Consider the following 26259-nt stretch of genomic DNA (forward strand, 5'->3'; position numbering starts at 1 on the left):
GTGGTGGGTCAGTCCCATAGGTTCACCCTTTGCCGTTGCGGTGCGGCTGTTTGTGCTTCAGGCATTTGCACGGTTATGCCCAGGGGCAGCACCGGGCCGTGATCGGCGAGGCCGGGGTTGGTTTTCAGCACGGCTTCGGTCACGCCAGCGGTGCGGCCGTAGTGACGCCAACACAGCGCGTCGACGGTGTCATGTTGCCGAGTGCGGACGGTGACGGGCATCAGATCAACTCCACGGTGGTGCGGCCTAGACCGAGGAAATCACGGACGGCCCAGCGCTGGTCGCGGCGTAGTTCGTCGATGCTGGGGGTGAGGTCGTCGGCGTTCTGGTGGCCGCTGTGGGTGGTGTCGTAAGAGCGGTAGCGTTCGCAGATTTCCGCACCGGTGGCGGCGTAAAGAGCGCGCCGGTAGAGGTGGATATATTCCGATGTGTTTTTGATTTTGCCGGCCGGCACATCGGCCAGCGTTGGGTAGCCGTCCGCCTGTTTGGCCAGGCGCCAATCCGCGAGTTCGCGGTTGAGGCTGATGGCGGCGGCGATGGTCGCGGTTTCCAGCCGGATCGATGTGACACTGGCATCGAGGCGCAGGGTGCCGCGCACGTCGTCGAGGTCGATGGAGGGCCAGAAGGGGTCGGTGTTGATGTGGCCGGCGGGCGCTTTGCCGCTGGCGATGAATCCGCTCATGTCAGTGCGCTCTGCAGTGAGTCGCCGGTGGTCGGGGCTTCACGTTCAGGTACGTGGCCTGGCCGATCCGCCCCGAGCCGGCGGGGTGCGTGGGGACGCTCGGTTATCCGCCAGTGGCGGTGAATTTTTTGAGCAGGCGTTCGGCCCGCTCCAGATCCTTTTTGCCGCCGCAGGCATCGTGCAAGGCGATGGCTTTTTCAGCAGGTCGATGCCAGCTTGCAGCTGGCCTGATTCGCCGGGTTGCTCTTCGGTGATGCCTTCCAGCGTCGCGCGGCCCATGGCAAGAAACAGCTTGGCGCGGGCCTGATCGGGCATGTCTTCGGCCTCGGTCAGTTGCGCGGTGCGGTGCAGAATTTCCAGGTCGAACGACTCTCCGACTTTCTGCGCCTTGAAGGCCGCGGTGGCGACTTCTTCGGCGACCAGGCAGCCCAATGTTCGGGCGAAGCGGTCGGGCATGACCATCTTGTGTTTCAGCACGTAGACGGCGATGTCGAGGCCGCCGCTGAAGTCGCCAGCATCGAAACGCCAGACCATCACGGTGGTCAGCACTTCGTCTTGCGCCCCTAAGCCGGCCTCCAGTACGCCTTGCACGTAGGATTCGTAGGCGGGCAGCAGTTGCCGTTTGAGTTCGGCTTTGCCCTGGTTCGACTGCACCTGTTTCAGGCGCAGGCGGTCTTGCAGCAGCTGGTTGAGCTGATGCTCGTAAGCGTTGGCACCGGCCATGGTTTGGTTGGGTTCGACCGCTGCCGCCTCGATGGCGGCTGTGACGCGTTGGAAGTGACGGCGGCAGGGGTTGCTCATGGGCGGCCGCCGTCTGCGATGTCGATATTTTCCGCGAGGGAGGCGCATTCCAGATCTTCGATGACATAGGCGTCGTTGACCGACTCGTAGTTCTCGATGCGGTCGCGTTTCGCGTTGTCGAGGACGGTGCGACGGCGGCTGCCTTCCTGCCAGTAGATGGACAGGTTTTCCAGCTTGGTCACCAGCAGACCGCGCGCCGGGAAGTACGGCACGCGTACCGCCGGTAAGTTGCCCAAGCGCTTCTGGCTGGTGACGATGTCGGCGGCCAGCATTTCGCTCGGGGCGTGTTCTTTGTTGATGATCGGGAAGTACTTGTCAGCCAGCAGCTGGCGACCGCAGATCACCACCAGGTCAGGGTCTTCCTGATACCACGGCGCGATGAACTCTTCGACCATGCTGAAGACCAGGGCGTCGAGGTTGCTGAAGTCCTTGCCGGCGCCAATGGTGATTTTGTTCGTACCTTCGACGACTTCCTTCATCACCCGGGCGGCGTTCTCGGTACGCATCTTCTGCAGCCAGCCGATGTTGACGTCCTGGCGCAGCGGGTTGGTCGCGGGGTTCGACGTGGCGGCGCGGCTAGTACCGTTCCAGCCGATCAGGATACGGTCCAGCGCCTGGCGCTTGAGGATCGCGTCACGGATGCGTGCCTGGAAGTCGGGGAACTTGGCCCAGGCGTCCAGCTTGCTGTAGCGCAGGTGGGTGTCGAAGTTGGTCTGAGAGCAGAAGTAGCCACGATCATCGAGGGTGGTGATGTCGGTGGTTTCGCGATCTTTCTGGGTGGTGTCGGTGGTGCCAGCGTTCGGTCCGCCGATGCCCATGCCAATCTTTTCGCCCATCTGTTCGGTGACGCCGTAGATGTTGATCGCGCTGAGGAACTGACTGGATTCCTGCATGCGGGTTTCCAGCGTCTGGGTGACGCTCGGCGCGGTGGCGAATTTGGTGGTGACGTCGGGTACGCCATGCAGTTTGGTCAACTGGCCCAGGTAGGCGTTGAAGAGGTTGCGGGTGTCGTTGCGCATGGAAGTTGTCCTTGGTTATTCGGGGCTTGGCAGGCCGGCTGTCAGCAGTCGGTCATGACCTGGTTTCCGCCGCCGGTGACCGGAGGACGTGTTTTTTGGTTGTGGTCTTGGGTGGTGGATAGCTTGGTTTTCAGCTCGGTGAAGTCCTTGCTCAGTTGGTCGAGTTGAGTTTTCAGCTCAGCGGAAAATTGCTTCTCCGCGGCCAGCTGCTCGGGCAGGTCTTTGACGTGTTCGGCGATGGTCTCGACGGCTTGGCCGATCTGGGCGAATTCGCTGTCGTCCTTAACCTGTTTGCCTTTGAGCAGGGTTTGCACCTTGCTGAAGAGCTGCGCGCCGCGACTGGGTTTCTCTTCAAGCTCTTCGAACTTCAGCTCGGCTTCCACTGCCTCGGTGAACATCGAGGTTGCGGAGTAGTGACGGTCCTTGAACGGGCTGACATCGGGTTTCTGCGCCGAGAAGGCGAGTACGTCAGTGCCGAGGCTGGCTGGGGAATCTGTCACTGCCAAGCCGACGATGTAGGCCTCACCGGTGTCGGCGAAGCTGTCGTCGATTTCGATTGATGTGTAGATCTTCTGCTTGGCCTTGTTCATGGCGATCAGGTCGGCGGTGGGCTCGACCTGGGCAAAAAGGGCCAGTTTTTTCTGGCCATTGATGTCGATTTCTTCGGTCTTCACGGCGAGGACATCGCCGTAGGCCTTGAACGGGCTGTCCGGCAGCAAGCTGCGGAAATGCTCCAGCCAGATGCGGGCGCCATAGGTGGATGGGTTGAAGTTCTTGGCGGCCTGTTCCAGCCAGTCGCGTTTGATGGTGCGTTTGTCCGAGGTGGCGCCCTCGACGGCGACGCGGAACCAGTTGCTGCGGAATTTCTTCATGCCGGGAATTCTCAGTGCGTTGCAATGAGGGCATGGTCGTGACGCGCGCGGGTAGCGGCAATGGGGCGAGACTGTAGGGGCGCGGGGTACAAGGGGCGGTGCTATTGAGTCGCGGGCGTGGGCGGCAGCATCGTGGCCATGACTCCGACCGCACTGTTGCCCATTGATCCCCGCCGCCAATCCAAGTTTTTGTACTGGATGGGTTGGCGCGTCTGTGAGATTGCCGGGGCCATCGGGGAAAAGGAGAAAACGCTACATAGCTGGAAGGTCCGCGACGCGTGGGACCGGGCGAATAACGTCGAGCGCATTGGCGGGGCGCTGGAGGCGCGGCTGGTGCAGCTAATCCTCAAGGACTGCAAGAGCAGCGGGGACTTCAAGGAAATTGACCTGCTGCATCGGCAGTTGGAGCGGCAGGCCCGTATTCAGCGCTTTCAAGGTGGCGGTACCGAAACCGACCTTAACCCGAATCTGGCCAAACGCAACGAAGGGCCGAAGAAGAAAACTCCGAAAAACGACATTAGCGAAGAGCAGATAGAGCTGCTGCGCGAGGCGTTTATCGATGGCTGTTTCGACTACCAGAAAGATTGGTACCGGGCTGGTAATCAGCGCACTCGCGTCATTCTCAAGAGCCGGCAGATTGGTGCGACCTATTACTTCGCCCGTGAGGCGTTTATCGATGCCCTGGACACGGGGCGGAATCAGATTTTTCTGTCGGCTTCGAAGAACCAGGCCTACCTGTTTCGTGGGTATATCCAGGCTTTCGCCCGTGAGGTAATTGGCGTTGAGCTGACCGGCGACCCCATTGTTTTGCCCAACGGCGCCGAGTTGTTTTTTCTGGGTACCAACGCCCGTACCGCCCAGGGCTATCACGGCAATTTTTACTTCGACGAATTCTTCTGGACGTTCAAGTTTGAAGAACTGAACAAGGTCGCCTCGGGCATGGCGATGCACAAAAAATGGCGCAAAACCTACTTCTCGACGCCGTCGAGCATGGCCCACGAGGCCTACACCTTCTGGACCGGTGAGCGCTTTAACAAGGGCAAGCCCGCCGCGCAGCACACGAAGGTGGATGTGTCCCATGGCGTGCTCCAGCAGGGGAGGCTCTGCGAAGACCGATTATGGCGGCAGATCGTCAACATTCTCGACGCGGAGCAGGGTGGTTGCGACTTGTTCGACATCGAAGAGCTCCGCCGCGAGTACAGCCCCGAAGCGTTCGCCAATCTGCTGATGTGCGATTTTGTCGACGACGGGGCGAGCATCTTCCCGCTGGCGTTGTTGCAGTCCTGCATGGTCGACAGCTGGGTCGAGTGGTCTGAGGACTACAAACCGTTTGCCATGCGGCCGTTCGGCGACCGCCAGGTGTGGATTGGCTACGACCCAGCCGAGACGGGCGACTGTTCGGGGCTGGTAGTGGTCGCGCCGCCGCTAGTACCGGGCGGCAAATTCCGCGTGCTTGAGCGGCATCAGTTCCGCGGCATGGACTTCGCGGCGCAGGCCGCTTTTATCAAGAGCGTCTGCGACCGCTACTGGGTGACCTACATCGGGATTGATGTCACCGGGTTGGGCAGTGGCGTGGCCCAGCTGGTTCGTCAGTTCTTCCCGGCCGTGACCACGTTCAGTTATTCACCCGAGGTCAAAACACGCCTGGTGCTCAAGGCTTACGACGTTATCCATAAGGGCCGGCTGGAGTTTGATGCTGGCTGGACGGATATGGCGCAGTCGTTGATGGCAATTCGTAAGACCGTCACCGCTGGTGGACGTCAATACACCTACACCGCAGGGCGCAACGACAACACCGGCCATGCCGATCTGGCGTGGGCGCTCTTTCACGCATTGCACCACGAACCGCTTGAGGGGCAGACCGTTGGCAACACCGGGCGGATGGAGATTTACTGATGACTGAACAACTCGCCAACCAGGCGCTGTTACCCGTGACCACACCCGCCACCAGTGCCGCGACGCAGGTGTTTTCCTTCGGCGACCCTACGCCGGTGTTGGGTGGTAGGGAGGTGTTCGACTACCTGGAGTGCTGGTTTAACGGGCGGTGGTATGAGCCGCCGCTGTCGCTGAATGGTCTGGCCCGGTCGGTGGGGGCGAGCGTGCATCTGCATTCGGGGTTGATGTTCAAGCGCAACCTGTTGAGCAAGACGTTTATTCCGCATCCGCTGTTGTCGCGGGCTTCATTCGAGCAGTTTGCCTTGGACTTCCTGTGCCTGGGCAATGGTTACTTTGAGGGGCGGCGTTCGAGGTTGGGCGGCGTTCGCAAACTGGAAACGCCGTTGGCCAAATACATGCGGGCCGGCCCGGACGGGCTGTTCTACCAGGTGCGAGGGTGGAAGGACGAACACGCCTTTAAGTCGGACAGCATTTTTCATCTGCGCGAGGCGGATTTGCATCAAGAGATTTACGGGCTGCCAGAATGGATCAGTGCGTTGCAATCGGCGTTGTTGAACGAATCAGCGACGCTGTTTCGGCGCAAGTATTACGAGAATGGCAGTCATGCCGGGTTCATCTTGTACATGACGGATGCGGCGCAGACCGAGACCGACATCGATGCGTTGCGCAAGGCGCTGAAGGATTCGAAAGGTCCTGGTAATTTCCGTAATCTATTTGTCTATTCGCCGACTGGTAAGAAGGATGGGATTCAGCTGATTCCGGTGAGCGAGGTGGCAGCGAAAGATGAATTCAATTCAATCAAGAATCAGACGCGTGATGACGTACTGGCCAGCCTGCGTATTCCGCCGCAGTTGATGGGGATTGTCCCGCAGAACGCAGGAGGATTTGGGTCGATCAGGGAGGCAGCGCAGATCTATGCAGCCAACGAGTTGGAGCCCATTCAGACGAGGATGTTGCAGTTGAATGATTGGCTGGGTGAAGAGGTGGTGCGTTTCAAACCGTATGAACAGACCCCGGCCATTTAGTCCGGGGCGCAATACTCATCAAGTTCAGTCGTCAAAAATGATGTCGCGTTGATCAATCATTCCATGGCTGGAGATCGAGATCTGGAATCGCTTAAAAAGGCTGAAAAATTCTACAAGGGGCATATCAAATCGAATCTTGCGAACCTTGAGCGGATCGCCAGAATTTACTGCCGCTTGAACATCATCATACCCTTCGTAGTTCGTTGCCAAAGCGGTAACGCTAACGTCAGTAACCTGGGGCTTACCCGCTAATTCGGACGCGTACGCCTCTATGCCAACCAGAAACTCTCCCTGATTTATTAAGCCCTGACTTTCAAGGTATTTAGAGATACTGTCGTGATCACGGCGATCAGCAGCTGCTGTGCCTTTGAAGTCACCATATTGAACACTCGCGTGAAAATTCTCTTGCCCCATCGTTCTTTTCCTTAAGTGAAAGTTACTTTCTAACTCTTCTGTTCTGAAATGGGCATAGTTGGCCAGCCGGCATGTCAATTTAGACGTAAGTTTTCGCTCTTGGCTGGTGTCAAATGCCTGCCGACCCTACCACCGGCAGTCCATATGGGCAAGCAGTGGGGGGCTGCGGGGCCTATAAATACGGGCGATGCAGATGTGATGTGGCCGTTAGAGAGCTGGTGCTATTGACGTACCACATGACGCGGACGCGTGCTTTAGGCTTTGCGTCTATTCGTGTACTCGCCGACAGGCAAAAAGGACGGCATTCAGCTGATCCTGGCCATCTAGGTGGCCACGATCAAGAATCAAACGCGGGACGACGTGTTGGCCAGCCTGTGGATTCCACCGCAGTTGATGAGGATTGTTCCACAGAACGCTGGAGGCTTCGGGTGGATTAGAGAAGCGGCCTAGATCTATGCGGCCAACGAGCTGGAGCAGATTCAGACGCGAATGTTGCAGCTGAATGACTGGGTGGGAGAGAAGGTTGTCCAATTTAAGCCATACGATATCGGAGGGGAGGCGTAAAGCCTCCAGAGCTAAAACGCTATGAAAATTTTTCTTTATACGTGCAAGGGAAAGAAATTCCCGTGCTTCTAAATGGCTAACGCGTACCTCTCATTGTCGAGATAAATAGTAACATTATTGACATATTCTTCTAGGAACGAAAGTACTTTACTCATTGCTTCTTTGAGCTCCGATGGGGTTGAGTCTTTACCCACCTCGGAAAAAGATTTATTTCCATGAGCGAGCCAATTCCTGTTGTCTTTTACCTTTTTAAGGTCGCGTCCGTCGGCAACAGAGTCAATTCCGTACTTTCTACAAACTGATCTAACTCCCTCGGCGTCTAAGTTGCCAGAGATACCCGCAATGAAGTCTTGGAAAGCAGGGCTCGATTCTGTTCTACATAAACAATAGACTTCATAAACCTTTCGTATTAACGTGTCGCGCGGAGTTGCGGAAATAGACTCATGGTGCGCGTGCCACCAAATTTCTTGTAGTTTTTCATTCAGGTCAAGGAAGGAGAGGCCATCGTCAGTGATTTTATTATAGATACTTCTTATGCCTTCGCGGACTGTCGCCTCCACTATATTGTATAAGACTAAATAGAAGGAGGCTTTTAAAGTTGTTGATTCTAGTGTGTTTATTTTATGAGTCTCGCCATCGTCATTGCTAATAATGATGTTGTCGCCACTGATAAATGAAACGAGTTTAAGGTAAGACTCTATCTCAAGCTTCCTTTTGTTGTATTCTTCCATGAAGTGTTTCATTGAATGTTGCCCAAGAGCAAAAAGTTTTTGACAAAATTTATACGGGCTCGCAGACGAGGACCAGAATTGCTCCCGTGTGATGTGGTAAGTTTCTGGAAGTTATCGTTCTCGGTTAGCGTTTTTCCGTCTATGATTGGTAGTTCAGGATGTTCTTTCAACGCTAGGTTAGACCCGATCGCTAAGGCTTCAAAACGAACTCTAGGGGTGGACGTGGCAGTCGGGCTTTTAGCAAAGCCGCCATCAAATGTTTTACTGACATAGGAAAGCATTGTTTTGAAATTTGTCCATAAGCCTTCTTCGTCATAGTCAGATTTATTCATGGCTATAACGTATTCATTTAAGAAGCCTTTGACGCTATGCTTGAATTCTTGATATTTGTCACTGTACGCAAAATACCTTACAACAAGTTCTTCTCGTTCTCTACGAGATTTTGAATTTTCTGACATTGGGCATAGTTTGTTGAATTCTTCATCGTAGGCACATTTTTCAATAAATGTTGAAAATTTACCTGAGTAAGCACCCCGTCGGATTTCCGAAGCTTTAAGTTCTTGGCTACCCGTGTTTATCCGCTCAAACATATCTAAGCGTACGCTTAGGCTCACAGACGACGGAAGTACGACCATTCTCATCGGGCGATCGAGAAATTTATTCTGTTGAGCAGATGGTAAGTCTCTGAAGCAATACCCTTCAAGCAGGTCGAGCCTGTCGAGATTTTTCAGCTTCAGGCCATTGTCGCAAAACTGTTTGAGTGTTTGTATTCTTTGGGCGCCATCCAATATTTCCACAGTGCCATCTTCACACTGAACACCAAACATGAATGGAATTGGTAGTCCCATTAGAACAGATTCTATAAATTTCGATTTTTTTTGTTCTGGCCACGTGAAGTTGCGCTGGTATGAAGGGACAAATAACTTGTCTTCATTGAAGCGTTTGACAATTACCTCTACTACATATTCCTTCGTATCATAGGCAATTGTTGATTGAAAGCTTGAGATCTGCTCATCAACCATCTCCAGATTAATTGCGGTAGAATCAAATAAGTCCATTATTATCGTCCTAGAGTACTTAAAATAAATCGCTTAGATAGTGCAGGGGGAACTGCGTTACCTATCATTTTTTGTAAGTTAGATCTTAAAGTCACTCCAGAGTAATCTAGCCAATCAGGAAGGCCTTGTATTCTTGCTGCTTCGTGTGGAGTGATAACCCTCTTCATTAAGGGGTGAACATATCTTCCTTGTCCCATAGAACCGAAGCCGCTAGTAATGGTTTGTGCGACATTGTCCCACTTTAAACGTCCGTACATCGACTTGTACGAGTGTTTTCCTTGGTGGCAAGGTGGTCGAAGTTCGTTGGGTAAGTCGTAGCTATCTGTCTCGAATAAGTATTCTGCTCTCAGCAGGTTTTCTTTTGTCATTTTCGACGGAGTATCAAATAGGCTTGTTCCAGTGAAGGTTGTAAGGTCGCCTAATACATCCGATAAATTATTTCTTTGCTCCGTATAGATACCATCGATGACGCGATCTAAGTCTCCGTTCAAACTGCCAAAAATAACATGGCGTTTTCTGCTTTGAGGAATGCCGAGGCGCATAAAGTCGATTACAACTTCTCGTGTCGAGTAACCAAATTTTTCAAGAAGAAGCATTGATTTCGTGATAATACTCTCTTGCGAATGTATGACGGACGGAACATTTTCTATTAAGAAGTATTTTGGTTGTGTTAGTTGAATGAATTTAATGGTTCTAAGATATAAAAAATTTCGGGGGTCGTTTCTACGACTGTGATTGTTTAAGTTGGAATGACCTTGGCACGGCGGACCAGCAAATAAAAAATCAATATTTTTATTTTCAGATATTATCTTTTTTTCTGAATTATTGGGGGTGGCTGAAAAATTATCGCTGATCAGTTCCGATATGTCGCCGGAATGGAATTTTTTCAGGTGATTCGAAAAATTTTTAATGTAGAAAGAGGCGGCGCCTTGGTCGATATCACAAGCATATTTTATATTTGGTGTTCTATTCAGCTCTTGAATCGCTTCGATAGCTCCGATAGTCAAACCGCCCATTCCGCAAAATAAATCAGCGATATTTATAGTGCTTCGTACGCTCAAGACAAATTACTCTTTCGTTTAGAAGATAAAGCTACTTTGAATGTATATGAAGTTGTCATGTATAGCCCTTCAAACACAGTCCTCAACTCGTCTAGCCTCGTTTCAGCCTTCGGCACCATTGGCAGCTTGTTTTCGACTGCTAGTAAAACCTCTTGGAGCAGCCCTTCATTTCACTCTCAGTGCAGCGAATCCAGCGGGTTGTTCAATAAAAACTCCGAAATTAAGCGCGCTCCTGCTTTACGGCTCGCCCTTCGATCTATGCCGAAACCGAATCCCTGGGCACCACAGCGCTGGGAGCGTCCCTTTTTAAGAGGCAAAAGAATACCAATTTAGCTGTGGGTTCATTCAAATTTATTGCTTCCCAGGAGGTCAGTCAGTGGATATCCCGGCGCGAGGCATGTTTGCAGGAAACCATCAGCAAGGATTTGAGGTCGCTGGCAGATGATGGAGAAGGGCTGTCAGAAAGGCCCCGATTTGGTGGGGGTGAGCGGGGGCTCGTTTTCCCTCGGGCGCGCGCCGTTGTCCCCCCACCTCGCCTGCGGGCTAAATGGGTCTTTTTTTCCGCACTTCTGCACCTCGCTGAGGACGGCAAAGACTGGGCGCTGGAGAGGGCGCTGTAGGGTAAAAAAACCTGCGAATCCCTGCGAGGGGTAGGCAAAAAAGAGAGGTCGCCACGATGATGCTTGACTGCTCTGTACTGATCGACGACCAAGCAAACATGGATTTTCGGGAAGACTGTCGGAAAAAGGTAATGGAGTGATGCGAGGGCGACGGCATCGCTGAAAGCCCCGTATTCATTGGCTTTTCTGGATTACCTCGGAAGGTGATTTTGAGTAATGAGAAAGGTGATGTGAGCTTAAGTGATTGATTTTTAAGGGTTCTGTGAAATAGCAAATTACCTTGCTAAAGAGCAATTATCTTACTTCTACATTACTTAAAAATCACCTTGCTCGCAGTCTTCGAAAGCCAATGAAATCAAGGTTTTGACGTAAGAACGGGGAGTGTCGTACCAAAATTACTCGTTTCCGAGGGCTTTCCCGAAAACTAGCGGGCTCTGTGTGTCTGCTTGAACTTTATGTTCAAACGCACCAACAGACAAACTGTCACCAGTCTTGAGCAGTCAGGCTTCTGTACCGCTGGAAGCCTTGAAAATAGTGGAGCGGGTGAAGGGAATCGAACCCTCGTTATCAGCTTGGGAAGCTGATAACGAGGTAGTGTGGCGACTTAGTAAAGCAGCCATTTCAACGTGCTGCTCCGAGCGTAGCCCCCTAGACGGATTGTCGACCCCTGAATCGCCCAGAATTCCTTGGACACTCTCCAAACTCATTCGCATAACGCTTTTCAAACTCTACTAGTGACAGCTGATTGTTGAACGTTTTAACGGGAGAAGGTTAGGCGTCTGTGCACTCACTTCAGGCTGGCGGAGACTCGAGCTATCAGAGGAGCTAAGTTGCCACCATCTGCTTCGTTTAGTGCTGAGTAGTACGCCACTGCGTCGGCTGTGAACTCTGAACCAATACCCTGGTTCAAAAGCTCTCGTGCCGCTTGATCGAGCAAAATTCTTGCGAGGCGCCCGTTTGCATCTAGAAACGGGTGTATGCACAGAAACTCATGGTGAAATTCGGCTAAGGTAGCTACGACTTCCTCTTTTTGACTCGCCTGGAGACGGGAGTGTTGCTCTTGCCACCTTACAATCCAAGAGTTAGTTAGATCAACAAGCTGTTCCGGTACTGGTGGCACATAGGTTGCTGTTTCTGGTGTTGAACCAGCGGGGCCTACCCAAACGTTGACTGAGCGAAGGCGACCGCGTACTGCTTCCGGAAGCCGACTGTCCTCTGTAATCACGCGATGCAACCAACAAAGAGTTGTTAATGAGAGAGACGCTGTGGGCATCTCTGGGTTCTCTGGTGCAGAGCCTTTCTGTCGCAGGTGCGATGGTTTTTCGAGTAGCGCGAAGCCAATTGCGTTTGTTCGCTCAATTATCAGATCTAACTTCTCATCCAATGTTCGAATTTGGCTTTCCCGTCTTTTTTCATGATCGACGAGCTTACGGACAATGTCTTGATTCATCGAACTCCAGAACGACCATTGCTCAGCGTCTGTCATTGAAATCCGAAGGTATTCCAAACGAATACCGCAACCCTTGGGGGCATCAAGAACACTGCGAATGCGTTCTAAGTGGTAAAGCTCTACTCGGCTTTGCCCTGCAAGTCCAAGAAGCTGTTCTCGTTCGCCGATTGTCAATGGCTGGTTGACGAAAAAGGCGAACGCTGAGGCATTGTTCGCTCGGACGCCCTCAATGTCATGTTCAAACTTCGACTTGATGACTCTGAATTCAGATAGGGTCGACGGAAAGTACGCTGCGGCGACCCATGATAGACCGTCTTTGCAGCACAACACGTCTTTCAGTCCATCCGGGCCGCCAAGTGGATGCTGAGGATCAACAGCTTCGAACCCTTCAAGGTGCAAGAGCGCGGCGACCATTCTTTCAGCTTGTGTCTGGCCATAGCGCCACTCACGAAGTGCGGATTCAGTTGTCATTGTAGCCCTCGGATAGATTGTTCATGTCGCCCAAGCACTCTAAGCCATTGTTTCTCTCAGATCTAACCTTGACAAACACGGCAGGAACTCGCCCGCCAGGATGCGGATGACCATTGATGCAGTGAGCTGAAACAGTGCTAGCTAGTCGATTAGCGCTCACTAAAAATATAGTGGTTGCTAAAAATTTAGCGTTGGATATACTCCGCTAACGACTTTGAAAGCTCGAAGGAGGGCGACCATGCTGAAGCGACATAGAGAAAACCTTGAAACCCGATTGGAAGGGGTTAAAACCCAAGGTTGGGCACACATCACTTGGAACGAGATCTATTTGTGGTACAGCGCCGAGCGGATCGCGGTAAAAACATACAAAGACATTCTTGCTACCTATCGAGATGTAATTGATAAGGACGACGCTGATCTTCTACTCACTGCTGTTGTCGGAGGGTTTTTGCTCACGAAGCCGACCGCAACGTCAACGCTCGATTCCATCATTGAGCATGGATACGACAGCGCCCCATCAATTGCGTCAATGGAAGGTTGAAAGGCGCTCGCGATGGCGGATGTGCTTGGCGTGTCGAGCCAAGCACGGATTAAGCTCTGAAAAAATGGGGGTAGCGGGGCAAGGATTGATTCCTGTGAATCTAAATCATTTCCTGCGACTGCCAAATCCGGACTAGTCCGGTTGTATTGTCCCTGATTCTAACTACGCATATGCCCAATGAGGTCTACGGGACAATAATCATGGAGTGGGTAATCGATGCTGGTGTGCTTAACTGCCTCCTACTCAAAATTTCCCTCCTCAAGCGTCGGTTAGCGATCGAGTCGTTTGGCTGTTTGGCTTCGTCTGAGCTGTCACATGAGGACACTTGTAAGGTGGTCACAATTTGTTGGTTTCTGAAAGGCACGTTCAACTAATAAAGGCATCGTGCCTAAAATCTCAAAATAGAGATTGTCGGTCGTAGATCTCCGAGCTAGCTATTTTGTTTTATATATGGTGTTTTAACCTAAGCGTATTGAAGTAATATGAAATCGTGAGGCTAGTTTCTCTACGTCACGATTGCAAGTTTATCCTTGACAAATCAAGTGCCTCATCAACTAATCGTCTAGTGGTAAATGATATGCTGACAGAGCGACATAGATGTACCTACGAGATAACGTTTGCGCTTGGAAGCTATGTCACTCAGATTCAGCTGTTAGCCAAAGAGGGGCAGACTGATAGTGCCAAGGCTGCCGAAGATTCACTAATTGATATTGTGAATATAGCTTATAATTGTAATTTTGTGAACATGAATACTGTCAGGCCGAATCATCCAGGGATTGATTGGAAAGAAACTCGCTATGGCACCGGACTGCAGGTAACCGTTACGGAAACTTCCGCGAAGATCGAGAATAGCATAGACACAATAATACGAAACAATGTAAATACATCTCGTGTAATCTGGTTTCTAATGCTAACCACAAATAAACATGGTCAATCAGGAAGGCATTCAGGGTACAACACTCAAACTATTACAATAAATGATCTGGTACGACAAATATGTGCGTTACCTGACCAGCTTTTTTTTACAGCGGTGGAGAAAATAAAAGAAAAGTTAGGTCCGTGGTTTTCGCGTCAAAACAATAGTGATTTGAAGGTGGGTGGCTACAAGCTACCCTCTGTTTCCCCTGTCGATTTCATAAATCACCATAACCTCTGGGACCGTTTAGACTCCAAAGAAGAAGTGCCACCGGCAGTTTTTAAGCAACTCCAGGTCTTTGCAGATGACTTTTCTAAGCTCCCACTTCCAATCAGGATAGTTATCGCCAAAATCGTTCAGCACGCACCTACACCCAAAGACATTTTTCAACCTTTGGAGATTGAGTTGGATGAATTTTACTACCACCTTGGAGACGATGAACGGGACGAATTGGCGCAGATTCTAGGTGTCATCGAAAAGAAATATCACGGTCATCTAGCGCAAACAAACCCGCGCATTGCTGGTGATGGCATAACCATTAATTATGACCATTACATCCAGCTTAGCTGGCGCACATCTGAGCCAGATATGAACATTTATACTGCGTTGAAAATTTACTACTTAGCCGCCTTAACTGTGGAAGACCTTTACAAGGCTTTCGAGCAGGTCGACTTCAGCTTATTGAGATGAGGTCGTATCACGGCGTCCAAAAAAGGGCAGTAGCAGCGCGTACGAACTAAAGTCGCGCTCGTCGTCCCTAGAATCTGCTTGTGGCCGATGGCTGACGGTCAAACAAGGTCCAGTCCCATCACTCGCGCCAGGCCTTGTTTGATATGGCCAGTGTTGTCGCCGATTGTGTGAAGCAGCCCTCGCACGTTCTCGCCTTCCCCATCTTCTCGCTCAGCCTACAGCGTTAACCGTTAACCGTTAACCGTTAACCATTAACTCATCACCGTCGCTTCTAGGGCGAGTGGATTGTGGTATTGCTTTTCCAGCACATCCACCAGTCACGGTTATCGACACGTTTCGAAAGAAGTCAGTGTAGCAGCGGCAGTATTCGCGATTGGAGCCAAAAACGGTTGCTTAAAATTTACTATAGCGAACGGGAGGTGGCTTGGATTCAATAATGTTTGAAACATTACTGGTACGAAATTGGTACGGGCGATTTCAAATGGCTTCGAGAGCCTTTATTTGCTGGGGGGTGGCGATTAGTGCGCCCAATCCATCATCGGGGCGACGGAGAAGCGGCGGGAGAGGGCTGGTGAAGTGTTTGGAGCAAATGATGGGAACATTGGGTATCTAGGTGGGTAAGGCGAGGGATGGGAGTTTATCAGGAATGGGGTTGGATGGCTGAAGAGCGAATGCCTAGCTATCTGTTAGGACGGTAAGCGGAGGCCACGACTTGAAATCGTGGTCTTTCCCCTTAATGAACTGGCGACACGGAGTGCAAGGTATTGCAAAGAACTGCAGCGGCTTTACCCGGTTTTACGACCAAGTCAAGGTAATAGCCGATCGCTAGAAGCCTTGATTTGCAAGGGGAAGCGTTTAAAAACAGGGTTTTATCAAGTGTTTGATTTTGTGAAAGCTCGTAGGCTGAAGCTTTTGGCGTGTTTCAGCGAGGATAGCTCCTGTCCTGAACCCCCCGGCTGAGCGGGCTCTTTCGCCGTTCAGCGTATTTCACAGGTGAGCAATGCTGATACGACCTCAGGGAAAGAGAATTTCGAGTTCAACAGAACTTACTGTTGATAAATGTCCGAAAAAAATGCGGCAAGCGCTCGCACGCTTGCCGCATTGACTTGGCTGACAGCCTTTTAATTTATTATAGAGTCCACATTTCCTAGCACTGTCGCCGTGAGGGGGGGGGACTTCAGCAAGTCGCGTGAAATATCTGGATCAGGTATTGCGGTTTTAATCAAGAGTTCCAGTCTATCAAACCAAGCACCGTCATTAGCAGAGAACAGGTTGTACAGCGCTTCGTTTTTTGTTTTGCAACCAAACTCTTTGAACATTGCTCCGCAAAACTTAGATGCCGCTGTCATTACATGCCAGCGAAGCTTCGAGTATCGGCCATCAAATCTCTTGTTGCCTGTGAGGAGCCTCAAGCGGTAATAAATATAGCAGGCCGTGTAATAGTCTTCCTCATGCCGGCCTTGAGAAAAAACATCATTCAAAAGATCGCCTGTTAATCTGTTTGGATACCTACTTGATAAGTCAGGGCGCATCATAACTACTGCGGCGTAACAGCGTGCCACTTCCCTCGCGTCGAATATACGCGCGGGTGCAACGTTCTCCGCTCTATACTGTCCTTTGCGACGTTCAAAGTAAATCCTATTCGCCTCTGTTGCGCCTCTTGCGTTAAAGTATTGTTCCAGAACTCGCAGGGCGTCTAGTGTAGATATAAACTGCGCATCTTCTACCTTTGACTGTCGATTTGTTGCCCGGACAATATCGTCTATTACTGATGGCTTGTCGGCCTCAATAAGCTTAATCATCAGGCTTACTGTGTTGTCAACTTGCTCGTCTAAAGATATAAGTATGTTTGAGGTTTGGCATCCATTCACGATCTGGAAATCGCGAATGAAAATTTCTTGTCCTGCTGGCCGAATGCTGGATGCTACAATTGTAATGCCATTGTTCATAAGGCCAAAGCGTTGCTTTTTGTCCGCACTATTTAATGTTTCGGCAATTTCAGAGTTGACTTCGACATCTACTCCCAAGAAGTCGCGCACGTTTTCTTCGAACAGTTTCTTTCGAGGACTTCCGTTTTGATCTTTGAGGACGGAGTCTATAAAATTTCGCGCAGTTACAGTGGCGACATACGCATTATTAATATCGGGCGCGGCGGGGAATGGGGCATAGCCGACAGTTGGTAGTCTTGCCTCCATTGGCCCATCAGCCGACAACCACAGCTCATGGATCAGCTCACGATGGGCTTTAACGAGAAGAGTTTCGTTGGAGTACCCCATTCTCTTCAGTGCGGCTTCGCCGACCTGGAACGCAGCATTGATCTCGACCGCGTCCGTGTCTGGTGCTGCGGAAAAGAAATAAGCGTGAAGATCTGGCAACCCACCTCGAATTCGACCGATGTTTTCAAATACTTTGTTGAACATTTCTTTGAACGTAGCTAAGTACGGGCTATGAGGTTGTGCTGGTTCCTCTGATAAATAATCAACGATGGCGGCAACAAAAGAGTCAATCTCTTGCTTCGACCAATTCACCGATCTTTTTGCTTGAATTAGGGCAATTGTGACTTTATATTCGCGCCTGCTCGTTTCAAATATCTCATCTAGTTCTTCCAGTGAGAATACAGCGCGATCATCGAGGAATAGCAGGGCACCATCTATCCCGGGATCTGCACCTTCATAGACCAAGTCACTCGCTTCAACTCTATCTCCAGAATATTTGGAGAAAGCACAATAGTTTACAAAGGCCTCAAAGTTTTTCGACTCTTCATATGGAGCACCAAAATCTTTGCAGAAAGTATCAAAGTAAGATTTCGTTACGAGGTGCATATTTCTATCCCTAGATGTGGTGGTCAATATTAGGCATGATTCGTGAAGAAGCACAATCCGTCCCTTCCCACCACGAAGCTCCAGCCAATCGTTGATTCGGGCATATCGAATGCAGCGATATTCTCGTCCGTCTGTGGGCGCGTAGCGTGCTGCTGGGAGAGGGCTGGGGTGGCGGTTGACTTGGTTGTTGGGGACATGGAGATATCTAAATAGAATGAGGGGGAGGCGATGACGGAGTTTGTCAGGATTGGGGGGAGGCGCGCGTGTCGAGGGGATAAGGCACGCAAGTGAAGGCAGGGACGAATCCATAGATGCGTCTCATCGGGGAGTGACGGTCCCCTATTCGACACCACCGCTGCCGCCAGCGGCGGCCCAGTGTCGCCGCCACCACAACCGACGGCATGGTTCATGGCGCCACAAGAGCCCAACTTGACCCAGCGCATGCTCAACGAGTTATCGGCATCACCGATACCGGCGACCGAGGACTGATCACGTTGGCGGCCTGTCAGGCCTATGCCAAAGAAATCTTAACTCCGAAGTGAAAAAGAGCAGCCGGGATGGATGCGTCAACATCCAACCCGGCCGTCGTCCCTGCAGATGGTCCCCTGCAGTTCAGCCAAGATCCCTCTCCGTGCATAAAACACGGAAAATTCACTCTGACCACCTTGTCTTCGGACGAAACAACAGTACCCTCATCAAAGACTGTTAATCCAAGGTGCCCGCTTTTCTCGGCTTATTTAGGGGTAAGTTGTTTATTCATTAGCTGTTGCAGTGTCGCAGGGGGGAGACCTCGTTCTATGGCTTTGTTCACTGTCTGAGCTTTCTCCTTTTCCGTTTCTGCTTGGGCCCTGTCGGTATCTGCCTGTGCCCTATCAAGATCAATAATTCTCACCGCAGAATCTATGGTTTTATTAAAGGCAGTTAGCAGTTCTGTGTTTGTATAGTCACGAGCCAGTGACTGTTCGCACAATCTATATAGAGACTCTCTCAGGAACATAATCATTTGCGTACGCTCGGCCAGTTTTACCACAGAAGAATTAAATTCAGCATTTCCATTGGCTTCACCGACTTCGACTTTTTTAATTGTCCCACTTAACTTGGTGATCAAGTTAAGTGCTACGTCAGGGGATGGTTCTGAGCAAGTTCTGACTTTTGATGTTTCCGGTATAAGGATCGCTCCTCGTCGCGTTCCGTCATAATCAATCCAGCTAGCTTGACTTAGATCTACTGAGCTTTTTCGTGCGGGGGAAGTAAAAGTGGTGCAGCCACCGAGAGTTAACACAGCAAGAAATAGTGTCATTTTTTTCATAGGACTTTCCTTGTAAAAAAATTGAGAAGCGACCCTGCAAGAGAAAACTTTAGTCGATGGCTAAATGATGTCAAGCTGAAGTAAAGAGCGCGGTTAATAATTTTACTTTTCTTGGATGGCTATTTTCGTGTCCTGGACTAGTTCGCATTAGCTGCTTATGCGGTGTATTGGGAAAGACGTCCGACCATGGTCAAGCCCTCCGGCTGTGCTTTCGGCGTAGACTAGGCCTTGGCCGCTTAATGACGAAGCCTTGTCCGGAGCAAGTCGCGCAATCGTCACTTCGGTTAAAGCGGTAGAGGCAAACGGGGCAGGTTCTGAGCTTAGCCAGATCCATAAACGGCCGCACTTTTCGTAGACGCTCAGGCTGCGACCTTCTAGCGCGACCTGCGCCACATCGACCAAGGTGCGATACATATCAAAATTGTCAATTGGCTTGTAGATGACCCCGAGAATCATCCGTCCTGCCTCGATGAGATCGAACTGTCGAGCATCGCGCAGGGTCAGCGTAAGGCCTTCAATACTACGTGCAATATCATTCTGTTTATGGCATCACGCCAATGTCGGAGATTTCCCGCAACCCGCGTCGCCATCGCCCACCTTGCACTCCTCCAACCACCCAGATAACCTTCTCCCCGTCGCTGCAAAATCAGCGACAAGGGTGTGGAAGCCCTTCACAAGATCTAGGCGCACAAGCGCCACCTAAATTTCAGCGGGCGCTTTTTTCTCGTCTGCTGTTAAATTATGGCGGCTGTGCGCGGGGCACTTTCGGGTGCGCCGGGTTCCTAGATCCCCGGTCTTCCACACCTGCGTACAGCTGCCACCCATCATGTGGAAGTGATGCTGGCAGTTCCTTAATTTAATTCTAGGAACAAAGCAATGAAGAAAATCACTCCAAATCCCCCCGAAATCTCAACCGTTTCCGACCCTCTCGATGAGCTCTCCAAAGCCACTCAACGCGCTGTCAGCAAACGCCTTCGTAACCCAAACCACGCCGACCCGGTCAGCCACGTTTTCACCATCCTGCCAAACGTCGATACAGAAACCCTGTTAAGCCACGCCTGCGAAACCCTCGCGTCCCTAAACGTCCTAACCACCGACCTGGCCTGCGAACTCGAAGGTTCACACCGCAGTCTCGCGCTATCGATTCAGCAATTAGCAGTAGTCGGTGAGTTATTGGTAAACCGAGCCCTGGATAATCTTGAGCCGCCCGACGGTGAGACCGAGATTCCATCCGCTAGCCAAGCCTAAGCGGCCACGCTTGTTTACCTAATGGAGATTCAAAGCCATGGCTCGATACATGCCAATCACCGGCATCGACTGCGCAATTCCGTCGCTGTTGATCGACACCGAAGCACCCGTCGACGTGTTGCACGACACGGCCGCATACCGCATCCGCACCGTGACGCAGCTGCTGGAAACCCTTTCTCTGGGTGAAGGCATCAGTCGTGACGCATTGCTCCTGCAGGACTTCGCGCGGGTGTTGGCGATTCCGCTGCGCGATGGCTGCGATTTGCTGGATGTAGTAGGGCGGCGGTTGCAGGCGCAGGTTTAGGCGTTGTTGTTCTGATAGAAGAAGGCGTTCCTGAGGGGGCGCCCTTTTTATGCATCAAGAAAACGCGATTGGGTATGTGGTAATCATAGAAACCCAGTCAGCGCCGGGATTTTTTTAAACAGTTAGTTGAGCTTGCCAGTGATCACAAACGTATCGAACACTTTCTGCCCATCACGCGCTGCTTCCCGAACATTCAGGAACGTCGACTCTTTATAAATGACCTTTCGGCGGGGCTTGTCGGTTTTTTTCGTGGTGGTCATCGGTTTCTCCGAACGACGTGGATTCATGCTGACCAGCTTATGGGATTGATGGTGTACCTCGTGACAGAGGCGTAGCAATGGTTGAGAGTACGGACGATTCCTAGTGTCGTGTAGGACGTTACTCTTTTGACAGTTTGTCTGGGCGAGGGCATCAGTCGTGATGCGTTGCTGTTGCAGGATTTCGCGCAGGTGTAGTCGCCGCAATGAAAATGGGGGATCTGAAGAGGTCGCCCATTTGCTTCATCTTCTGGAGCCTTCAGGGCAACACACCTTCATGACCCCGTCATTCAGGTCTATGTCATCTCAAGCATGAAGGATTAAACTGCCGCAGATTTCTGCTTTCTAAACTCAAGGATGAAACATGATTCGACCCTCATTTTCTAGCGCGTGGGCGGCTTCTCAACGGATTTACGACACCATCAATCCATCTGAAAAAGTTGCGACAGTCATTGGCGGCAATGTTGCAATGAACATTAACAGCCGTGATCCGGCCTTAAGATGGGTCAACACGTGCGCGGTGCGTATGAGTTATATCCTCAATTACTCCGGTTCACTCATACCGCGAATAGTTGGCGAAACCGTGTCTGGCGCTGACAAGCGCTGGTACTTTTATCGCGTCAAAAGCCTGATTGCCTATCTGGAACAGCAATGGGGAAGTGCCGAGACGGTCAGATACCCGGCCGCAAATGGCGGCACCCTGGCGGGCCGGAAAGGTCTTATTTTGTTTGAAGTTTCTGGCTGGTCGGACGCTCAGGGGCATGCCACATTGTTTGACGGCAGAATGTGTTATGACCACTGCTATTTCAATGAGCCGGGTATGAACTATCAAACCGACCGCGCAAACTTCTGGAGTTTGTCTTGATGAAGTATTTGACTGCGGTCTTGGTACTGGCTTGGGCAGCCGCACCTTCCAGCAGTTGGTCCAAGGATGATCCGACCAACTCCCCACAGGCAGGCGGGCGCACCTACGCGCAAAATTACAAGGATATGGTGCTGGCAGACTGCATCGCTACAGCTTACAAGAGCGAACCTGAAGCCGCCCAGGACGCCGGAAGCAGTGCCAGTGCGCTTATGGACTGGACCTATTTCGATCTGGAGCAAGCACCTCAAGCCGGTAGGCCTCTGGTTGACCAGTTTCTGGCTCGTGATTATCACAATCTACTGGTCGAATCAGAGCGTCAAGGTGTTCGCTTTGAGCTGCTCAAATGCCTGGACCTGTATCACAGCAAAGAGTTGGACAGCCAGGTCAGGCAATTGGTCATCAATCCTGAGCATACCTATCGTCAGGACAACCCGCCACGACCCCAAAAGGATTGACCCTGCACCGCGATTGACAATGAGCAGCCGTAACGATGATGGCAGCTGAACCCATGCTGTCGCTCTGCAATGTTTCATCAAGTTTGGCAGGCTCGCGGCGTAGGATGCTCACCTAAGATCGTGTCACCACGCTTCCACCCCACAGGAAACTGAAAAATGATCTCGAACCTCTTCAAAGTCGTGATGATCTCCAGTGCAGTGCTCCTGAGCGCCTGTTCGGGCGTGAGCACCAGCACGTGTTTTTCAGAAGCCTGCCAACAGTTCGATGGCCATAGCGCCAACAAGTTAAACCTTGGCGGGAGCGCTATCGGCAACAGCTTCAATGAATACAGCTCAGGCTTGCTGCACGATTAAAGATGACGCAACGGCTGAAATGCTTCCGCCGTTGCGTGATCTGCCTGATGCATCGCGAGTTCTGATTTTGCGACTGCTGCGCAATCGAACGCAGGCTTCGCCAGCTGCTACATGGAATGAATAGCAGCGGGCTATTTCGCCTCTGGCACCGCAATCCACTGACCCAAAATTTTCTGGTAATTCCCCGTCACCTTGGCCAGGTGCAGCCACTGATCGACATACAACTTCCAGCTAATATCATCACGCGGCAGCAGATAAGCCTTCTCCCCATATTGCATGTATTGCGTCGGGTTGACCGCGCACAAACCCGGTTTGAGTTTCTGCTGGTACAGCGCTTCCGAAGCATCGGTAATCATCACGTCAGCCTTCTTATCCAGCAGTTCCTGGAAGATGGTCACGTTGTCGTGAAGCTTCAATTGCGCCTTGGGCAGGAAGGCGTGGACGAAGGCTTCGTTAGTGCCGCCGGCCGGTTCGACCAGGCGAACCGAAGGTTGGTTGATTTGTTCGATGGTCTGGTATTGCGCCTGGTTTTCGCAGCGCACTAGTGGGATTTTGCCGTCGACGTCCAGCGTGGTGCTGAAGAAGTTTTTTTTCTGGCGTTCCAGGGTGACGGAGATGCCGCCGACGCCGATGTCGCATTTGCCCGCGAGCATGTCGGGCATCAGGGTTTTCCAGGTGGTCTGGACCCACTCAACTTTGACGCCGAGGCTGTCGGCCAGCGAGCGGGCCATGGCGATGTCGATTCCCGAGTATTCGCCGTCTTCACCTTTGAAGGTATAGGGTTTGTAGTCGCCGGTCGTGCAAACGCGAAGTTGGCCTTGTTGCAGGACGGTGTCCAGATGGGAAGGGCTTTGCTCTGCCTGAACGCCGCTGGCTAACGCGAGCAGGCCACAGAGCATCATTGTGCTTTTTATGGTTTTCATTGTTATCGGGCTTTTGTGATGGAGTGGGGTTCAAGCGGTAGTCAGTGTAGTGAAAGCACTTCTTGACTGTCATCCACTGTCCCAATTACCCCATTCACTCCAGCGCATGGTACGTGTCAGGCAAGGCCCGACACGTATCCCTTCACATGAGTTGTTTATCCACAAGCCACGGACTTCGAACTCTTAAGATGCGCTTCAATCGAGTTGCTGGCAGAGTGGACTCTTACTCCCTTGAGTTTATCGAGTGGCGGCTCTTTCCAAAGTTTTGATGCGTCGATGGGAAGGATGACCTGTATAGCAGCTCCTTGGGGCGGATCAGCAACAAAATCGAAGTCTTGAATGCCGTCTGGCGGGAACTGAATGTAAATCCGCGGCTCCAGTCTCGGGTTTGTCCATCCACCAGAATTCACAAGGCCAATTGCCGATATGTGTAGCTGCGGTGGGTTTGATTTAAGTATTTTTAAGTCGACATCCACTACCTTCATTATTTCAGCCATTTTCGATCTCCTTTTCGATAAGTGCGCCTCTTTTTCACCTTGGCGCTTGGGTGTTGAACCCTATGGCTTGAAATCTGGTGATTAGACGCTAGTAAAGGACTCTTACCCTGTCCACTGACTGCTCTGGCCGGTCATCGGATGTTTTCATTTCCCTACAGGGCGCCCATCTCCGGACTCAACGTCCCCAACCAAGCCACCAACCCCACAATCACCACCGCCGCCGCCAATTCCACCACCACACTACGCCGCAACGCATTGGCGGCGACCGTGTATTGCCCGTCCTGCAACGATCGCTCCAGAAACGGCCCAAGGTGAAACCGATTCAACGCGGCAAGCACGAGCATCCCGGCAAACAGCACCACTTTGATGAACAGCAAAACCCCATAAGTAGTGAGAAAAACTTCATCCAGTTTCGGCCCGACGATGAACAGATAATTCACAACCCCCGTCACCGTGATGACCACCACGATGACCGCGCCAATCACCTCAAATCGATTAACCGCGCGGGCCAGTAACCTGATGTGCGCTTCGGTTCGCAGTGCATTGATTTTCGCCATCAGCGCAAACGCCACCAATGCACCCAGCCACGCCCCCGCCACCAGGAGGTGCAGAATGTCTACCGCGAAATGCCAATCACGACGACTGCCTTCATCCATCGCGCCATGTCCGTTCCAGGCCAGGCTGGAGAGGGCGATACCGCCGGCAAAAGCTGCGATTAACAAGCTGAAACCAGGCGCACGGAGCATCACCGCCAAACCGGCAGTCAGTAGCGCAACGATGCGAACCACCCAAGCCAGACCCACGTCCGTCTCAAACACCATCATCTCGATGTGTGGACGAAGTTCGGCGAAGTCCGATTCCCCGCTCATTGCACTCGCCATCATCAACATGCTGGCAGCGGACAACACCGCACCCAGCACTGCCGTCCCCGCCAACATCGACCGGAACGGCAACACTGCGCCCGACATCCGCTCCCGCCCTTTAAGGCTGTACAGCCCAAAAAGCGCCACGCCAAACAACAGCATCAAATCCACATACAACGCAAAGCGCAGGGCAATGCTGATTGAGTCGCTCATCCATCACTTCACTTTGAACGTAACGTTGCCGGTGATCGGGTGAGTGTCCGAAGACACGGCGCGCCATTCGACTCTGTAGCTGCCGGTGGGCAGCGGCGAGAGCGGGGTGATAACCATGGTTTTCGGGTCGCTGCCGCCGGAGACTTTGGCCTTCATTGGCATGGGCGAGTGGGCCATGCCGGGCATGGCGGTCATGACCAGTTTGGCGCCGGAGAATTGGGTCACGAGGTTTTCGGAGAAGCGCAGTTCGATAGTGCTCGGTGCTGCGCCTTCCGCGCCTTCAGCCGGGGTAGAGGAGAGCAGTTTCGGATGGGCTTGAGCCAGTGCGCTCATGAACAGCCCGGTGGAAAGTGCGATGGCAACAGCGATGGTTTTGATTGTGCGCATGCAAGGCCTCTTACCGCTTTAAGCGGTTGGTTTTTAGGTTTTTGAGTTAATACATTAGAACCACAGCCGAACGCCGACGACGAGGCGGGCTTCGCTGCGGTCCTCGCCTTCGTCCCTGGCGTAATCGGCGGTTTTGCCATAGGTGCGGTTCCAGGTCACGCCGATGTAGGGCGCGAATTCCCGACGGATTTCATAGCGCAATCGCAGGCCGGCTTCGGTGTTGGACAGCCCGGAGCCGATGCCCCGTTGCGGGTCGTTTTTGCCATAGACGTTGAGCTCGGCGGTCGGCTGCAAAATCAGTCGGTTGGTGAGCAGGATGTCGTAGTCACCTTCAAGGCGTGCGGCGGTCTGGCCACCTTCGCCGATGAAGGCGGTGGCTTCGGTTTCGAAGTTGTACAGCGCCATGCCTTGCACGCCGAATGCGGCCCAGGTTTGCGGATCGCCGGGTTTGAAATCCTGGCGCACGCCGGTCACCACGTCCCACCATGGGCTGATCGCATGACCCCAAAGGGCCTGGATTTCCGCGTCTTCGGTTTTGCCATTGACGCGCTCGCCTTCGGAGCGCAGCCACAGGCGATCGATGTCGCCGCCGATCCACCCGGACAGATCCCAGGCCAACGCGCTGCCGTCGTCGGCGTCCTGCCACTCGAGTTTGTCGGCGAGGAAGTAATAGTTGAGTGCGGTGTCATGCACGGCGTGGCCGGCGGGGCTGACGTAGACGGCGGCGCGGTCGGCGTCGGTCAATGCCGGGATCGGCGTGCGGCTTTGGGTCGGCGCGGCGGGCTGCATCTGGCCATCGTCCATGCTCTGCATTTGGCTGTGATCCATGCCCGACATCTGGCTATGGTCCATGCCCTGCATGTCACCGGTAGCGGCCATCGCCGAAGAGACCGTGAGGCCAGTGAGCGCCAAAGCGAGGCGGGTAGAGCGAATCAATCTGGTCATGGGTAG

The 26259-nt window shown here is 52.2% G+C and carries 26 protein-coding genes and 3 pseudogenes; 11 read left to right on the plus strand and 18 right to left on the minus strand.

Going from position 1 to position 26259, the window contains the following annotated elements; genetic code table 11:
* Positions 1–8 precede the first annotated feature (8 nt).
* The 5 genes and pseudogenes from LOY56_RS09175 to LOY56_RS09195 form a co-directional block, all read right to left on the minus strand.
* Positions 9–221: a tail protein X gene (locus LOY56_RS09175; protein ID WP_258621176.1), complete on the minus strand. Its 213-nt coding sequence runs from the start codon at positions 219–221 to the stop codon at positions 9–11.
* The gene (locus tag LOY56_RS09180; RefSeq protein ID WP_258621178.1) at positions 221–682 is read right to left on the minus strand and encodes a head completion/stabilization protein; all 462 of its coding nucleotides are present in this window, start codon (positions 680–682) and stop codon (positions 221–223) included. The genes LOY56_RS09175 and LOY56_RS09180 overlap by 1 nt, the downstream gene beginning before the upstream one ends.
* 103 nt (positions 683–785) lie before the next feature.
* A pseudogene (locus LOY56_RS09185) lies at positions 786–1483 on the minus strand (terminase endonuclease subunit).
* Positions 1480–2502 carry a phage major capsid protein, P2 family gene (locus LOY56_RS09190; RefSeq protein ID WP_258621179.1) on the minus strand — a complete coding sequence of 341 codons (1023 nt, stop codon included), beginning with the start codon at positions 2500–2502 and terminating at the stop codon, positions 1480–1482. The pseudogene LOY56_RS09185 and the gene LOY56_RS09190 overlap by 4 nt, the downstream one beginning before the upstream one ends.
* A 41-nt stretch (positions 2503–2543) precedes the next feature.
* On the minus strand, positions 2544–3374 hold the full coding sequence (locus tag LOY56_RS09195) for a GPO family capsid scaffolding protein (RefSeq protein WP_258621181.1): 831 nt from the start codon (positions 3372–3374) through the stop codon (positions 2544–2546).
* A 138-nt stretch (positions 3375–3512) separates the two neighbouring features.
* Between LOY56_RS09195 and LOY56_RS09200 the strand changes: the two genes are divergently transcribed.
* Positions 3513–5270, plus strand: a complete 1758-nt coding sequence (locus LOY56_RS09200) for a terminase ATPase subunit family protein (protein WP_258621183.1) — start codon at positions 3513–3515, stop codon at positions 5268–5270.
* A complete protein-coding gene (locus LOY56_RS09205) occupies positions 5270–6295 on the plus strand; it encodes a phage portal protein (RefSeq protein ID WP_258621185.1) in 1026 nt (341 codons plus the stop codon). Before LOY56_RS09200 ends, LOY56_RS09205 begins: the two co-directional genes overlap by 1 nt.
* A gap of 24 nt (positions 6296–6319) precedes the next feature.
* Here LOY56_RS09205 and LOY56_RS09210 read toward each other — a convergent pair whose 3' ends face one another.
* Positions 6320–6709, minus strand: coding sequence for a hypothetical protein (locus tag LOY56_RS09210; protein ID WP_258621186.1), 390 nt, complete (start codon positions 6707–6709; stop codon positions 6320–6322).
* Between the two features lie 267 nt (positions 6710–6976).
* Between LOY56_RS09210 and LOY56_RS09215 the strand changes: the two are divergent.
* Positions 6977–7273: pseudogene (locus LOY56_RS09215) on the plus strand (Presumed portal vertex protein); the annotation flags it as partial.
* 68 nt (positions 7274–7341) lie between these two features.
* Here the strand turns inward: LOY56_RS09215 and LOY56_RS09220 are convergent.
* The 4 genes from LOY56_RS09220 to LOY56_RS09235 all read right to left on the minus strand — a co-directional run bounded on the left by LOY56_RS09220 (position 7342) and on the right by LOY56_RS09235 (position 12664).
* The gene (locus LOY56_RS09220; RefSeq protein WP_258621187.1) at positions 7342–8004 is read right to left on the minus strand and encodes an MAE_28990/MAE_18760 family HEPN-like nuclease; all 663 of its coding nucleotides are present in this window, start codon (positions 8002–8004) and stop codon (positions 7342–7344) included.
* 8 nt (positions 8005–8012) lie between these two features.
* Entirely contained in the window at positions 8013–9062 is a 1050-nt protein-coding gene (locus tag LOY56_RS09225) for a DUF262 domain-containing protein (RefSeq protein WP_258621188.1), read from the minus strand.
* A 2-nt stretch (positions 9063–9064) separates the two neighbouring features.
* Positions 9065–10123, minus strand: coding sequence for a DNA cytosine methyltransferase (locus tag LOY56_RS09230; RefSeq protein ID WP_258621189.1), 1059 nt, complete (start codon positions 10121–10123; stop codon positions 9065–9067).
* 1407 nt (positions 10124–11530) lie between these two features.
* Positions 11531–12664, minus strand: a complete 1134-nt coding sequence (locus LOY56_RS09235) for a Fic family protein (RefSeq protein WP_258621190.1) — start codon at positions 12662–12664, stop codon at positions 11531–11533.
* A 238-nt stretch (positions 12665–12902) separates the two neighbouring features.
* On the opposite strand from LOY56_RS09235, the gene LOY56_RS09240 reads away from it, so the two are divergent.
* Positions 12903–13205, plus strand: a complete 303-nt coding sequence (locus LOY56_RS09240) for a hypothetical protein (RefSeq protein ID WP_258621191.1) — start codon at positions 12903–12905, stop codon at positions 13203–13205.
* Positions 13206–13782: 577 nt separating this feature from the next.
* Entirely contained in the window at positions 13783–14811 is a 1029-nt protein-coding gene (locus LOY56_RS09245) for an SMEK domain-containing protein (RefSeq protein WP_258621193.1), read from the plus strand.
* 1121 nt (positions 14812–15932) lie between these two features.
* Here LOY56_RS09245 and LOY56_RS09255 read toward each other — a convergent pair.
* On the minus strand, positions 15933–17633 hold the full coding sequence (locus tag LOY56_RS09255) for an AIPR family protein (RefSeq protein WP_258621194.1): 1701 nt from the start codon (positions 17631–17633) through the stop codon (positions 15933–15935).
* Between the two features lie 363 nt (positions 17634–17996).
* Between LOY56_RS09255 and LOY56_RS09260 the strand changes: the two are divergent.
* A pseudogene (locus LOY56_RS09260) lies at positions 17997–18175 on the plus strand (lysis protein); the annotation flags it as partial.
* Positions 18176–18366: 191 nt separating this feature from the next.
* Here LOY56_RS09260 and LOY56_RS09265 read toward each other — a convergent pair.
* Positions 18367–18942, minus strand: coding sequence for a hypothetical protein (locus tag LOY56_RS09265; RefSeq protein WP_258621196.1), 576 nt, complete (start codon positions 18940–18942; stop codon positions 18367–18369).
* An 876-nt stretch (positions 18943–19818) separates the two neighbouring features.
* Here LOY56_RS09265 and LOY56_RS09270 point away from each other — a divergent pair.
* Complete coding sequence (locus LOY56_RS09270) at positions 19819–20190, plus strand: DUF6124 family protein (protein ID WP_258621198.1); 372 nt, start codon at positions 19819–19821, stop codon at positions 20188–20190.
* Positions 20191–20227: 37 nt separating this feature from the next.
* Entirely contained in the window at positions 20228–20494 is a 267-nt protein-coding gene (locus LOY56_RS09275) for a hypothetical protein (RefSeq protein WP_258621199.1), read from the plus strand.
* A gap of 122 nt (positions 20495–20616) precedes the next feature.
* Here the strand turns inward: LOY56_RS09275 and LOY56_RS09280 are convergent, their stop codons facing one another.
* Positions 20617–20754: a hypothetical protein gene (locus LOY56_RS09280; RefSeq protein WP_258621200.1), complete on the minus strand. Its 138-nt coding sequence runs from the start codon at positions 20752–20754 to the stop codon at positions 20617–20619.
* 361 nt (positions 20755–21115) lie between these two features.
* On the opposite strand from LOY56_RS09280, the gene LOY56_RS09285 reads away from it, so the two are divergent.
* From LOY56_RS09285 to LOY56_RS09295, 3 genes are all read left to right on the plus strand, one after another.
* A complete protein-coding gene (locus tag LOY56_RS09285) occupies positions 21116–21616 on the plus strand; it encodes a type VI secretion system amidase effector protein Tae4 (RefSeq protein ID WP_258621202.1) in 501 nt (166 codons plus the stop codon).
* The gene (locus tag LOY56_RS09290) at positions 21616–22071 is read left to right on the plus strand and encodes a type VI secretion system amidase immunity protein Tai4 (protein ID WP_258621204.1); all 456 of its coding nucleotides are present in this window, start codon (positions 21616–21618) and stop codon (positions 22069–22071) included. Before LOY56_RS09285 ends, LOY56_RS09290 begins: the two co-directional genes overlap by 1 nt.
* Positions 22072–22227: 156 nt before the next feature.
* A complete protein-coding gene (locus LOY56_RS09295; protein ID WP_258621206.1) occupies positions 22228–22425 on the plus strand; it encodes a hypothetical protein in 198 nt (65 codons plus the stop codon).
* A 131-nt stretch (positions 22426–22556) separates the two neighbouring features.
* Here the strand turns inward: LOY56_RS09295 and LOY56_RS09300 are convergent, their stop codons facing one another.
* From LOY56_RS09300 to LOY56_RS09320, 5 genes are all read right to left on the minus strand, one after another.
* Positions 22557–23348 carry a transporter substrate-binding domain-containing protein gene (locus tag LOY56_RS09300; protein ID WP_258621208.1) on the minus strand — a complete coding sequence of 264 codons (792 nt, stop codon included), beginning with the start codon at positions 23346–23348 and terminating at the stop codon, positions 22557–22559.
* A 155-nt stretch (positions 23349–23503) separates the two neighbouring features.
* Complete coding sequence (locus LOY56_RS09305; protein ID WP_258621210.1) at positions 23504–23845, minus strand: hypothetical protein; 342 nt, start codon at positions 23843–23845, stop codon at positions 23504–23506.
* A 152-nt stretch (positions 23846–23997) separates the two neighbouring features.
* Positions 23998–24921, minus strand: a complete 924-nt coding sequence (copD, locus tag LOY56_RS09310; protein ID WP_258621212.1) for a copper homeostasis membrane protein CopD — start codon at positions 24919–24921, stop codon at positions 23998–24000.
* 3 nt (positions 24922–24924) lie between these two features.
* On the minus strand, positions 24925–25308 hold the full coding sequence (gene copC / locus LOY56_RS09315; protein ID WP_258621213.1) for a copper homeostasis periplasmic binding protein CopC: 384 nt from the start codon (positions 25306–25308) through the stop codon (positions 24925–24927).
* A gap of 54 nt (positions 25309–25362) precedes the next feature.
* Complete coding sequence (locus tag LOY56_RS09320) at positions 25363–26253, minus strand: copper resistance protein B (RefSeq protein ID WP_258621215.1); 891 nt, start codon at positions 26251–26253, stop codon at positions 25363–25365.
* Between the last annotated feature and the right edge of the window lie 6 nt (positions 26254–26259).

The organism is Pseudomonas sp. B21-048 (genome assembly GCF_024748615.1).
GTDB lineage: Bacteria > Pseudomonadota > Gammaproteobacteria > Pseudomonadales > Pseudomonadaceae > Aquipseudomonas.

Bases quoted from the DNA above. Each gene is read 5' to 3' on its own strand.
- LOY56_RS09175 (WP_258621176.1), bottom strand. From the start codon at position 221: ATGCCCGTCACCGTCCGCACTCGGCAACATGACACCGTCGACGCGCTG.
- LOY56_RS09180 (WP_258621178.1), bottom strand. From the start codon at position 682: ATGAGCGGATTCATCGCCAGCGGCAAAGCGCCCGCCGGCCACATCAAC.
- LOY56_RS09190 (WP_258621179.1), bottom strand. From the start codon at position 2,502: ATGCGCAACGACACCCGCAACCTCTTCAACGCCTACCTGGGCCAGTTG.
- LOY56_RS09195 (WP_258621181.1), bottom strand. From the start codon at position 3,374: ATGAAGAAATTCCGCAGCAACTGGTTCCGCGTCGCCGTCGAGGGCGCC.
- LOY56_RS09200 (WP_258621183.1), top strand. From the start codon at position 3,513: ATGACTCCGACCGCACTGTTGCCCATTGATCCCCGCCGCCAATCCAAG.
- LOY56_RS09205 (WP_258621185.1), top strand. From the start codon at position 5,270: ATGACTGAACAACTCGCCAACCAGGCGCTGTTACCCGTGACCACACCC.
- LOY56_RS09210 (WP_258621186.1), bottom strand. From the start codon at position 6,709: ATGGGGCAAGAGAATTTTCACGCGAGTGTTCAATATGGTGACTTCAAA.
- LOY56_RS09220 (WP_258621187.1), bottom strand. From the start codon at position 8,004: ATGGAAGAATACAACAAAAGGAAGCTTGAGATAGAGTCTTACCTTAAA.
- LOY56_RS09225 (WP_258621188.1), bottom strand. From the start codon at position 9,062: ATGGACTTATTTGATTCTACCGCAATTAATCTGGAGATGGTTGATGAG.
- LOY56_RS09235 (WP_258621190.1), bottom strand. From the start codon at position 12,664: ATGACAACTGAATCCGCACTTCGTGAGTGGCGCTATGGCCAGACACAA.
- LOY56_RS09240 (WP_258621191.1), top strand. From the start codon at position 12,903: ATGCTGAAGCGACATAGAGAAAACCTTGAAACCCGATTGGAAGGGGTT.
- LOY56_RS09245 (WP_258621193.1), top strand. From the start codon at position 13,783: ATGCTGACAGAGCGACATAGATGTACCTACGAGATAACGTTTGCGCTT.
- LOY56_RS09255 (WP_258621194.1), bottom strand. From the start codon at position 17,633: ATGCACCTCGTAACGAAATCTTACTTTGATACTTTCTGCAAAGATTTT.
- LOY56_RS09265 (WP_258621196.1), bottom strand. From the start codon at position 18,942: ATGAAAAAAATGACACTATTTCTTGCTGTGTTAACTCTCGGTGGCTGC.
- LOY56_RS09270 (WP_258621198.1), top strand. From the start codon at position 19,819: ATGAAGAAAATCACTCCAAATCCCCCCGAAATCTCAACCGTTTCCGAC.
- LOY56_RS09275 (WP_258621199.1), top strand. From the start codon at position 20,228: ATGGCTCGATACATGCCAATCACCGGCATCGACTGCGCAATTCCGTCG.
- LOY56_RS09280 (WP_258621200.1), bottom strand. From the start codon at position 20,754: ATGACCACCACGAAAAAAACCGACAAGCCCCGCCGAAAGGTCATTTAT.
- LOY56_RS09285 (WP_258621202.1), top strand. From the start codon at position 21,116: ATGATTCGACCCTCATTTTCTAGCGCGTGGGCGGCTTCTCAACGGATT.
- LOY56_RS09290 (WP_258621204.1), top strand. From the start codon at position 21,616: ATGAAGTATTTGACTGCGGTCTTGGTACTGGCTTGGGCAGCCGCACCT.
- LOY56_RS09295 (WP_258621206.1), top strand. From the start codon at position 22,228: ATGATCTCGAACCTCTTCAAAGTCGTGATGATCTCCAGTGCAGTGCTC.
- LOY56_RS09300 (WP_258621208.1), bottom strand. From the start codon at position 23,348: ATGAAAACCATAAAAAGCACAATGATGCTCTGTGGCCTGCTCGCGTTA.
- LOY56_RS09305 (WP_258621210.1), bottom strand. From the start codon at position 23,845: ATGGCTGAAATAATGAAGGTAGTGGATGTCGACTTAAAAATACTTAAA.
- copD (WP_258621212.1), bottom strand. From the start codon at position 24,921: ATGAGCGACTCAATCAGCATTGCCCTGCGCTTTGCGTTGTATGTGGAT.
- copC (WP_258621213.1), bottom strand. From the start codon at position 25,308: ATGCGCACAATCAAAACCATCGCTGTTGCCATCGCACTTTCCACCGGG.
- LOY56_RS09320 (WP_258621215.1), bottom strand. From the start codon at position 26,253: ATGACCAGATTGATTCGCTCTACCCGCCTCGCTTTGGCGCTCACTGGC.